Annotated in this window: 5 protein-coding genes; 2 read left to right on the top strand and 3 right to left on the bottom strand. The window is 72.9% G+C overall.

What is annotated here, in order from left to right:
- On the bottom strand, positions 1–2,300 hold a 2,300-nt coding region (locus ABD332_RS55115; RefSeq protein WP_344514316.1), incomplete at its 3' end, for a Tex family protein.
- 176 nt (positions 2,301–2,476) lie between these two features.
- On the opposite strand from ABD332_RS55115, the gene ABD332_RS55110 reads away from it, so the two are divergent.
- The gene (locus ABD332_RS55110) at positions 2,477–4,276 is read left to right on the top strand and encodes a sigma-70 family RNA polymerase sigma factor (protein ID WP_344514314.1); all 1,800 of its coding nucleotides are present in this window, start codon (positions 2,477–2,479) and stop codon (positions 4,274–4,276) included.
- 212 nt (positions 4,277–4,488) lie between these two features.
- On the opposite strand, the gene ABD332_RS55105 is transcribed toward ABD332_RS55110, so the two are convergent.
- Positions 4,489–5,856, bottom strand: coding sequence for an MFS transporter (locus ABD332_RS55105; protein WP_344514312.1), 1,368 nt, complete (start codon positions 5,854–5,856; stop codon positions 4,489–4,491).
- A gap of 85 nt (positions 5,857–5,941) precedes the next feature.
- On the opposite strand from ABD332_RS55105, the gene ABD332_RS55100 reads away from it, so the two are divergent.
- A complete protein-coding gene (locus tag ABD332_RS55100; RefSeq protein ID WP_344514310.1) occupies positions 5,942–6,889 on the top strand; it encodes a TIGR03557 family F420-dependent LLM class oxidoreductase in 948 nt (315 codons plus the stop codon).
- 25 nt (positions 6,890–6,914) lie between these two features.
- On the opposite strand, the gene ABD332_RS55095 is transcribed toward ABD332_RS55100, so the two are convergent.
- Positions 6,915–10,841, bottom strand: coding sequence for a wHTH domain-containing protein (locus ABD332_RS55095; protein WP_344514308.1), 3,927 nt, complete (start codon positions 10,839–10,841; stop codon positions 6,915–6,917).
- Between the last annotated feature and the right edge of the window lie 96 nt (positions 10,842–10,937).

Raw genomic sequence — 10,937 nt, 5'->3', positions numbered from 1 at the left:
CCCGCGCCGCCCGAGCCGCGGCCGCCGCCCGAGCCGCCGGGTCCGCCGCCGCCCTGGCCGCCGCGGCCGCCGGGTGCTCCCGCGCCGCGCTGGCCGCCGGAAGGGCCGCCGCCGGGGGCGCCGGACTGCTGGGCCTCGTCGTCGAGGCGCAGGGTGAGGGAGATGCGCTTGCGGGGGATGTCGACGTCGAGGACCTTGACGCGCACGATGTCGCCGGGCTTGACGACCTCGCGGGGGTCCTTCACGAACGTGTAGGACAGGGCCGACACGTGGACCAGGCCGTCCTGGTGGACGCCGACGTCGACGAAGGCGCCGAAGGCCGCCACGTTGGTGACCACGCCTTCCAGCAGCATGCCGGGGGTGAGGTCGGAGATCTTCTCGACGCCGTCGGCGAAGGTGGCGGTCTTGAAGGCGGGGCGGGGGTCGCGGCCCGGCTTCTCCAGCTCCTTGAGGATGTCGGTGACGGTCGGCAGGCCGAAGGTGTCGTCGACGAAGTCGGCCGGCTTCAATCGGGCCAGGGCCGTGCCGTTGCCGATGAGGGCCTTCATGTCGGTGCCGGTCGCGGCCAGGATGCGGCGGACCACCGGATACGCCTCGGGGTGGACGCTGGAGGAGTCCAGGGGGTCGTCGCCGTCGGGGATGCGCAGGAAGCCCGCGCACTGCTCGAACGCCTTCGGGCCGAGCCGGGCCACGTCCTTGAGGGACTTGCGGGAGCGGAAGGGCCCGTTCGCGTCGCGGTGCGCGACGATCGCGTCGGCCAGGCTGCCGCCGATGCCCGAGACGCGGGTCAGCAGGGGCGCGGAGGCCGTGTTGACGTCGACACCGACGCCGTTGACGCAGTCCTCGACCACCGCGTCGAGGGAGCGGGACAGCTTCGACTCGGACAGGTCGTGCTGGTACTGCCCGACGCCGATGGACTTGGGGTCGATCTTCACCAGCTCGGCGAGGGGGTCCTGCAGGCGGCGGGCGATGGAGACGGCGCCGCGCAGCGACACGTCCATGCCGGGCAGCTCCTGCGCGGCGAAGGCCGACGCCGAATACACCGACGCGCCGGCCTCGGAGACCATCACCTTGGTGACGTTGAGCTGCGGGAACTGCTTGACCAGGTCGGCGGCGAGCTTGTCGGTCTCGCGGGAGGCGGTGCCGTTGCCGATCGAGATCAGCTGGACGTCGTGCTTCTGGCAGAGGGCGGCGAGGATCGCGAGCGACTCGTTCCACTTGTTCTGCGGCACGTGCGGGTAGATCGTGTGCGTGTCGACGACCTTGCCGGTGGCGTCGACGACGGCGACCTTCACGCCGGTGCGGAAGCCCGGGTCGAGGCCCATCGTGGCGCGGGTGCCGGCCGGCGCGGCGAGCAGCAGGTCGCGGAGGTTGGCGGCGAAGACCCGGACCGCCTCCTCCTCGGCCGCCTGCCACAGCCGCATCCGCAGGTCGATCCCGAGGTGGACGAGGATGCGGGTGCGCCAGGCCCAGCGGACCGTGTCGTTGAGCCACTTGTCGCCGGCCCGGCCCTCGTCGCGGATGCCGAACTTCGAGGCGATCGTCGGCTCGTACAGCGATGGGAGATCGGGATCCTGGGTGGGCTCCAGCACCAGGTCCAGCATCTCCTCCTTCTCGCCGCGGAACATGGCGAGGATGCGGTGCGAGGGCAGCTTGGTGAAGGGCTCGCTGAAGTCGAAGTAGTCGGAGAACTTCGCCCCGTCGGCCTCCTTGCCGTCGCGCATCTTCGACACGAGGCGGCCCTGCCCCCACATCGTCTCGCGCAGCGAGCCGATGAGGTCGGCGTCCTCGGAGAAGCGCTCGACCAGGATCGCCCGCGCCCCGTCGAGGGCCGCGGCGGCGTCGGCGACGCCTTTGTCGGCGTCGACGAAGACCGCGGCGGCGGCGAGCGGCTCGACGGTGGGGTCGGCGAGCAGCCCGTCGGCGAGCGGCTCCAGGCCGGCCTCGCGGGCGATCATCGCCTTGGTCCGCCGCTTCGGCTTGTACGGCAGGTAGATGTCCTCGAGCCTGGCCTTGGAGTCCGCGGCCATGATCTGCGCCAGCAGGGCGTCGTCGAGCTTGCCCTGGGTGCGGATCGACTCGATGATCGCCGTCCGGCGCTCCTCCATCTCCCGGAGGTAGCGCAGCCGCTCCTCCAGGGTGCGCAGCTGGGTGTCGTCGAGCATCTCGGTCGCTTCTTTGCGATACCGGGCGATGAAGGGCACGGTCGCGCCGCCGTCGAGCAGCTCGACCGCGGCGGCCACCTGCCGCTCCCTGACACCGAGCTCTTCGGCGATCCGCGCCTGAATGGAGGTCGTCACGATCCTGCATTCTGCCCCACCCGCCACGCCGGTCGCGAAGGCAGCGCGCCGGTGAAGCCGAACGGGGACCGAACGTAGCGGGAAAGAAGCCCAACGTGACCTGGAAAAAGTCGGAGAGAAAGCGTTATTGACCCTGAGCCGCTTCGTCTCCTGAATAGTTCGACAGGAGGATGCGGATGGGCACGGCCACGGTGATCGCGGCGCGGGACGGTGACCAGCGGGCGCTTGACGCCCTGGTCGCCGAGTACCTGCCGCTGATCTACAACATCGTCGGGCGGGCGTTGCAGGGGCACGCCGACGTCGACGACGTGGTGCAGGAGACCATGCTCCGGATCGTCGACGGGCTGCCGCGACTGCGCGAGCCGGAGAGCTTCCGGTCGTGGGCCGTCGCCATCGCGATGCACCAGGTCAGGGACCGGCACCGGAAGCAGACGCAGGCGCCGCTGGTCGGTGACTGGGCCGACCCGACCGACACCGCGGACCCGGGCGCCGACTTCGCCGACCTCGCGATCACCAGGCTGCGCCTGTCGGGGCAGCGCCAGGAGGTCGCCGAGGCGACCCGGTGGCTCGACCACGACGACCGGGAGCTGCTGTCGCTGTGGTGGCTGGAGGCCGCCGGGCAGCTGGAGCGCGACGAGGTCGTCGAGGCGCTGCACATCACCAGGCAGCACGCGGCGGTGCGGATCCAGCGGATGAAGGCGCAGCTCGACGCGGCCCGCGCGGTCGTGCGGGCGCTGGCCGTGCGGCCCCGCTGCCCGGAGCTGCAGGCGATCGTGACCAGCTGGGACGGGCGGCCGAGCGCGCTGTGGCGCAAGCGGCTGGCCCGCCACACCCGCGAGTGCCAGCGGTGCGACCGGGCGTGGACCGACATGGTCGCCGCGGAGCGCCTCCTCGCCGGGATCTCGCTGGTGCCGGTCCCGTTCGTGTTCAGCGCGGCGGCGGCGAAGACCGGCGCCCTGGCGACCGGGGCGATCGGCGTCAAAGGGATCAAGGGGCTGATCCTGGGCTGGTTCGGCGCCGCGAAGCCGGCCCTGGCGGGCGTCGCCGCGACCGTCGCGATCGCGGGGGCGGCCGGCGCCGTCTACGTGGCCACCAGCGGCGAGCAGAAGCCTGCGGTCGTGTCCCAGCCGGGGGAGTCGCCGTCCGCACAGCAGAGCCAGAGCGCGAGCCCCGCCGTACAAAGTCCGAGCAGCGCTCCACCGTCGAGCGCGACCCCCTCGAAACAAGCGCTGCCGCCGGCGGTGAAGAGCCCGAAGAAGGGCATCAGCACCAACGGCAAGGTCAACTTCAACCAGGCGGCCGTCAAGGACATGAAGGCCGGCTGGTACTACAACTGGTCGCCGGCGCCGAGCTTCGGCGCGACCAGCGGCGTCGAGTTCGTGCCGATGGTGTGGGGCACCGCGAACGTCGACGCCGACGTCGCCAAGGCCAAGCAGAACGGCAAGGTGCTGCTCGGGTTCAACGAGCCCGACCTCAAAGAGCAGTCGAACATGAGCCCCGAGCAGGTCCTCGACCTGTGGCCGAAGCTGCAGGCGTCCGGCCTGCGGCTCGGCAGCCCGTCCGTCGCGTACGGCGGCGACACCCCCGGCGGCTGGCTCGACCGCTTCATGAGCGGGGCGAAGCAGCGCGGCTACCGGGTCGACTTCATCACGCTGCACTGGTACGGCGGCGACTTCGGACCGGACGCGCCGAACCAGCTCAAGCGCTACCTGCAGAACGTGTACAACCGGTACAAGCTGCCCATCTGGCTGACCGAGTACGCGCTGATGCGGTTCGAGAACGGCACCGTCTACCCGACCGTGGACCAGCAGGTCAGCTTCGTGAAGAGCTCCACGGCGATGCTCGAAGGACTGTCGTTCGTCGAACGGTATGCCTGGTTCATCCTGTACAGCTCGAAAGCGGGCGACACCGGTCTCTACAGCAACGGCACCACCCCGACCGGGGTGGGCGCCGCCTATCGCGCAGCAGGAGGATGATCATGGACGCGAGGTCGGGTGGGGCCGCCACACTGCTCGGTGCGCTCAACGACGCCTGTGAGGATTTCCAGCGGTACGGGCAGCAGGTCGCCGCCACGCACGGCCCCATGCACTGGGAGCTGATCGGTCGCATCGGACCCGGTGAGGCGCCGTTCGCCCTGGTCGGCGTGGTGCTGCGGTACGACCGGACCACCGTCGACCTCGGCGTCGACCTATGGGTGCGGGAGGGCGCGTTCGAGGTCAGCGGCTACGGCACGGTCGACGGCCGGCGGCTGCTCATCGACCTGCCCGACGTGCTGACCGAGGACCTCGACGAGGCGATCGACGTGCTCCGCGAGTACACCCGGCGGCTGTGCTCCTACCGCAACGTGCTGGACGACGTCGCGTAACCGCCGCCGCCCCCGCAGCAGCGTGGCGAGCGCGAGCAGGCCCACCGCCGTGGTCGCCGCGCCGCAGGCGGCGAACGTGGCCGGTGCCCCGACGGCCTGCACCAGCGGGGCGCCCAGCAGCGTGCCGAGGGGCGTGGCCACGACGAGCACCGCCCCGCGGGCCGCCAGCACCGGCGGCAGCCGCCCGGCCGGCACCGTGCGCTGGACCAGGGACATGCTGGTCGTCGGGTACGGCGCCCACACGAGCCCGGCCAGCCCGAGCGCGATCATGTGTCCCCACAACGGGAGCGGGAGGCCGAGCGGCATGAGCAGCAGGCCGAAGGCGATCACCACGCCGATCATGACCGGCCACAGCGCCAGCCGCCGCAGGTGGCCGGTGACGACGGCGCCGATGACCGCGCCGACGCCGAACGCCATGTACACCAGCCCGATCTCGTCCACGGAGGACACGAACAGCGGCATCGCGACCGGCAGCGGGCCGAACAGCAGGAAGAACCAGAACGTCAGCACCATCGGCCCGCGCAGGCGGGGATCCCGGCGGATCGCCGCGAAGCCCTCGCTGCGTCCGTCCGCCGTCCGACCGGCCGCCTCGGCGCCCGGCGTGTCGGCCTTGATCTGCAGGAACGACACGGCCAGGACGGCGAACGTGGCGGCGTCGACCGCGAGGACCGCCGGCGCGCCGAGGAAGGCGATCAGCAGCCCGGCGATCGCCGGCCCGGCCACCGTCGAGGCCTCCACGATGGCGGTGAGCAGCGCGTTCGCCGGCAGGTGCAGCGGGGCCGGCAGGACCTGCGCGATCACGGCGTACCGCCCGGCCGAGCCCCACGCCGACAGCAGCGCGGACAGGGCGAGCAGCGTCATGTACCGGCCGATCGACAGCCCGCCGCAGGTGGACAACAGCGCGACGGTGCCCAGCAGCGCCGCCCGCAGGGCGCCGTCCCACGCGACGAGCAGCGCGGCACCACGGTTGCGCAGCAGTGGCGCGAACACGACCGTGCCGACGGCGCCGGGCAGCGTGAACGCGGCGACGGCGAGCCCGACCCACAGTCCCCGCGCGTCCGCGGGCGCCAGCTGCAGCGCCAGCCACCCGACGGCGACCGCGCTCATGCCGTCACCCAGGGCCGAGAGCACCAGCCCCGGCAGGACCCGGTTGAGTACAGGGTGCCGGATCACCTGTAGATAGGGAGACATCGATTGATTCTCGCCCATGCGCTGGGCATTCTCCAAGAATGATGGTTGGGCGCGTAACGCTCGCCACACGGGGTATCCGGAGGCCATGGTCAACTTCGGTTACACACTGATGTGTGAGCAGACCGGGCCCAGCGAACTCGTCGACGACGCGGTGCGCGCGGAGGAGGCGGGGTACGACTTCGCGGCCGTCTCGGACCACTTCAACCCGTGGCTCGTCGAGCAGGGGCACTCGCCGTTCGCCTGGTCGGTGCTCGGCGCCGCGGCGTACGCCACCCAGAACCTCGAACTGATGACCATGGTGACCTGCCCGACCCGCCGCTACCACCCCGCGGTCGTGGCCCAGCAGGCGGCGACGGTCGGCGCGATGTCACAGGGCCGCTTCACGCTCGGCCTCGGCTCGGGGGAGAACCTCAACGAGCACATCGCCGGCGCGTGGCCGCACCGCACCCAGCGGCACGAGATGCTCGCCGAGGCCATCGAGATCATCAGGCCGCTGCTGGCCGGCGAGACCGTGCACCACGGCGGCACGTACTTCGACGTGCCCGAGGCGCGGCTGTGGGACCGCCCCGACGAGGGCGTGCCGGTCGTCCTGGCCGTCTCCGGCGACGGGTCGATGCACCTGGCGGAGCCGCTCGACGGCACCGTCGCCGTCACGCCCGACGCGTCGCTGCGGCTGCCGGGCCGGCCCGCCTACGGGCAGGTCGCGCTCTGCTACGGGCCCGACGAGTCGGAGTGCCGCAAGCGGGCCCTGGACCAGTGGCGCTGGTTCGGCCTGCAGTGGCCGGTCCTCGCCGAGCTGCCGGACCAGCGCGCGTTCGACGACGCCGCCGCGTTCGTGACGGAGGACGACGTCGCCGCGGCCGTGCCGTGCGGCCCCGACGTGGACCGGCATGTCGCGGCGGTCCGCAAGTACGTCGACGCCGGCTTCACCCACGTCGCGCTGGTCCAGATCGGCGGCGGCAACCAGGAGGAGTTCCTGACCTGGTCGCGGTCCGAACTCCTCCCGGCGCTGCACGCGGAAGCCGGCACGTAGAACCCGCCCCGGGCCGTGGCCGCCCCTACACGCCGCCGGGGCGCAGCCGCGGAAGCCTGGAGTCGACGTCCGGCACCGAGTAACCCAGCGCGCGCAGGCGGCTCGACACGTCCTCGATCGGCTTGCGGATCTTCTGCGCCGCGGCGAGGAGATGGTTGAGCGGCACCGGCTGGCTCGCGTCCAGCCACGGGCGGGAGCCGTCCAGGTCGGTGCTGGCGAGGAGGAGGTCGTTGGGCTTCACCGAGTCGACCTGGATGCTGCTGAGGTCGACGTCGACGTTGTAGCCCAGCGTCTCCAGCCGCGCCGCGATCTCGTGCACCGGCCGGCGCACCCGGCGGGCCGCCTGCAGCAGGTGCGGCAGCGGCACCTGCTCGTCGAGGTCAAGCCACGGCTGCGAGCCGTCCAGGTCCCGGCTGGTGATCAGCAGGTCGTCGGGCTCCACCTGGTCCAGCGACGGGCCCGCGCCGTGCAGGCTCACCGCGTAGCCGAGGAACGTCAGCCGGGCCGCGATGTCGTGCACGCTGCGCCGGGTCCGCTGCGCCGCCCGCAGGATGCGGATCGTCGGGACCGGCTTCATCGGGTCCAGCCACGGGTCCGAGCCGTCGAGGTCCTCGCTGGTGATCGTCAGGTCGTCGGGCTCCAGGTGGTCGATGAGGATCGCGTCCGGGTCGACGTCGACGCGGTACCCGACGGCGGCGAGCCTGGTGGCCACGTCGGCGACGTCGCGGCCGGTCGCCTCCGTCGCGCGCAGCAGGTGGATCAGCGGCACCGGCCGCGCCGGGTCCAGCCACGGCTGCGAGCTGTCCAGGTCGCGGCTGGCCAGCTGCAGGTCCTCCGGCTCCAGCTTCACGGTCTCCAGGGCGTCGAGGTTGCCCCCGAGCGTGAACCCGAAGGCGCGCAGCCGCGCCACCACCTCCGCCACCGGCCGGCCGGTCCGCTCGGCGGCGCGCAGCACGTGCACCGGCGCCACCTCCTCGTGCAGGTCCAGCCACGGTGACGTGCTGTCCAGGTCGCGGGAGATGAGCACCAGGTCGTCGGGCTCGACGGTCAGCGCCTCCCAGCCGGGCTCCAGCGGGTAGCCGAGCAGCGCCAGCCGCGCCGCGGTCTCGTCGGCCGGCAGGTCGACCTTGTGCGCGGCGCGCAGTATGTGCAGCCGCGTCACCGGCTCCCGCGGGTCGAGCCACGGGTGCGAGCCGTCGAGGTCCCGGCTGGCGATCGTCAGGTCCTTCGGGCCGAACTGCTCGATCGGCAGCATGTCCACGTCGACGTCCACATCGAAGCCCAGCTGCCGCAGCCTCGCCACGATCTCCTGGATGGGGCGGCCCGTCTTGTGTGCCGCCCGCAGCAGGTGTACGAGATGCACCGGCTGGTCCGGGTGCATCCAGGGACGGGTCCCGTCGACGTCGCGGCTGGTGAACACCAGGTCGTCGGGGTCGACACCCACCTGCGCGGCGCCCACCGACGGCTCGTAGCCCAGCTGGTCGAGCCGGGCCGCGATCTCCGGCGCGCTCCGCCCGGTCTTGCGCGCCGCCCGCACCAGGTGCACCAGCGGCACGATGTCGACCGGGTCCAGCCAGGGGCCGGTGCCGTCGACGTCGACGCTGAGCAGCAGCGCGTCCGACGGCCGGGAGCGCAGCGCCCGCTTCCAGTCCGCGCCCGGCTTGAGCACCTTGCGGTAGCGCCCGCCGGCGGCGAGGGCGGTCAGCCGCCACTCGACCAGCTCGTCGGGGCCGCCGACCGGCCCGTCGTTGGCCACGAAGCAGCCGGTGACGGACGCGTCGACGGTCTCGCCGTCCATGTCCCACCTGCCGTGGCCGCGCTCGATCGCCTGCTCGAAGATGAGGTCCGCGACCAGCGGCCGGATCGGCGCCAGGCGGCACAGCCACTCGTAGCCGAGCAGCGTCGTGCCCGGCGCGGTCAGGGCCGGCACCGCCTCCCACAGCAGCCGGTCGACGTCGTCCTCGCGGTACGCCAGGATCTTCGTCCGGTCGACCGACAGCCGCGGCGCGAGGTCCCGGTTCAGGTTGACCACCGCGCCGAAGATCTCCTTGCCGGCGTAGAGGCCGTCGGCGAGCAGCGCGCCGGTGCCCTTGCACCACCACACCCGCGACCCCTCGGCCGCGACCACGCCGACGCCGACGCCCTCCTCGTCCTCGTCCTCGTCGTCGAGGGCGGTCGCCGCCTCCGACAGCTCCCCGGGCGCCCACTGCTGGGTCTCGACGCCGTCGGTCGCGTCGGTGCCGAACTCGGCCACCCACAGCAGCTTGCGCAGCTCCTCCACCGACGCGACGGTCACGCCGTCGCGCAGGTGCAGCCGCACCGTCGTGCCCGAGTCGGTGCCCGGCCCCAGGTCCTGGATGCGGAACAGGCTGCCCGGCCCCGCGATCGACACCCGCAGCCGCTCGCCGGCCTGCCCGTCGCGGCCCATCCGGCAGGTCTCGACGGTCAGCTCGTCGGCGAGCATGAAGTAGCTGAGCACGCCGATGCCGAACCGGCTGTTGGGGAACAGCTGCACCGGCGGGTCGAGCCGGGCCCACTCGGCCTGCTCCTCGAGGAACTCCGGCAGGTCCGCCAGCCGCACGCCGGCCTGCGAGAACACCTCGCTCAGCTCGCGGACGCCCATGCCGATGCCGTTGTCCACGCAGTCCAGGAACGGCCGGCCGGACTCGTCGACGCCCTGCTCGAAGCGGATCCGGCCGCTCCACGCGTCGGGGGCCGCGGCGGTGGTGCGGGCCAGGAACTCGGTGCGCGCCTCCCGGTAGCGGCACGCGTCGAGGGCGTTCTGGTACAGCTCCCGGATCGCCAGGGCAGGGTCGCCGTAGAGCTGCTCGCCCATCAGCAGCTCCCGCACCCGGTCCTCGGCGAGCCGGAACCGCACGCCCGCGGACTGGTAGGCCGGGACACCGCCGACGACCGCCGGGCGCACCTCGTCGGTCGCGGCCCGGTTGGGCAGGTGCCGCAGCGCGGCCAGGGAGTCGTCCCGGGCCGCCGCCCGCTGGGCCTCGGCGAGCAGCTGGTTGAGCGTCTCGATGTGGACGCGCAGCGCCACCTCGATCGAGGGGTGGGCACAGTCGGCGGCGAGCACCAGCGTCGCGCCGCGCAGGTCCCAGCGGGCCGCGTGCACCGTCTCGATCACCTGGCCCGGCGTGACCGGGTCGCCGATGCCGAGGTGCTCGCCGATGACCTCCGGCAGGACCGTCGCCTCGATCGCCAGCCAGCGGGCGATCGTCAGCAGGAACGCGACCAGCCGCTCCCGCGTGCCGTGCCGGTCCTGCGAGACCAGCGCCTCGGGCCGGTCGTGCCGGTTGAGGAACGCCGGGTCGGCGCGGATCGCCCGCAGCAGCTCCGCCAGGCGCTTCTGCGGCTCGTCGTCCAGCGCGCCCGCCAGGTCCTGCGTCTGGCCCTCCGGCCCCCTGATCAGCGCCTCGATCGTCGCCGGCTGGTACGCGGCGGGCCGCCGGCCGATCCACCGGTGCAGCAGCCACCAGCCGAGCTCCGCGGCCGCCTCCCGCCGGCCCGCGCGGATCGCGGCGAGGGCGCGGCGGTGCGGCTGCGCGTAGGTCTGGGAGAACCGCTCGAACGCGGCCCGGTCGCTGGACGCGTCCTGGGACGGCTCGAGGTCGCCCGGGTGCACCCCGCGCTCGGCGGCGGCGATGCCGGCCCACAGCGCGTCGTGCAGGAACGGGGTCGTCACCAGCAGGGCCGCCTCGGCGCCGCTGAGCCGCTCGCCCTCCGGCAGGAAGCCGACGAGGCTCTTCACCTGCTCCGACATGCGCAGCGCGAAGTCGCCGTCCTGCCACGGGTCGTCGGGCAGCGCGGCCGCGGACCGTCTGCGCGCCGCGGCGAGCTGGCGCACGAGCGTCACCGCGCGGTCACGGTGGGCCGCGCCGTCGGTCACCCGCCCCCACACCTCGTGCTGTGCAGCGAACGTTTCCCAGCCGTCAGGAGCCATGCGGGAAAACTTACCGGCCAATCGCAACGGACCGCTCCTGTTGGGGCCGAACGGCCGGTCGCGCGTTGTTGCTTTCGCAGGCTACGGTGCAGCGGG

The organism is Dactylosporangium maewongense, from assembly GCF_039531485.1.
Taxonomy (GTDB): Bacteria; Actinomycetota; Actinomycetes; order Mycobacteriales; family Micromonosporaceae; genus Dactylosporangium; species Dactylosporangium maewongense.
The sequence above is the reverse complement of the archived record's forward strand: the minus strand, read 5'-3'. Positions and strand labels throughout refer to the sequence as shown.

Coding starts and splice junctions, on each gene's coding strand:
- ABD332_RS55110 (WP_344514314.1), top strand. CDS start 2,477: ATGGGCACGGCCACGGTGATCGCGGCGCGGGACGGTGACCAGCGGGCG.
- ABD332_RS55105 (WP_344514312.1), bottom strand. CDS start 5,856: ATGTCTCCCTATCTACAGGTGATCCGGCACCCTGTACTCAACCGGGTC.
- ABD332_RS55100 (WP_344514310.1), top strand. CDS start 5,942: ATGGTCAACTTCGGTTACACACTGATGTGTGAGCAGACCGGGCCCAGC.
- ABD332_RS55095 (WP_344514308.1), bottom strand. CDS start 10,841: ATGGCTCCTGACGGCTGGGAAACGTTCGCTGCACAGCACGAGGTGTGG.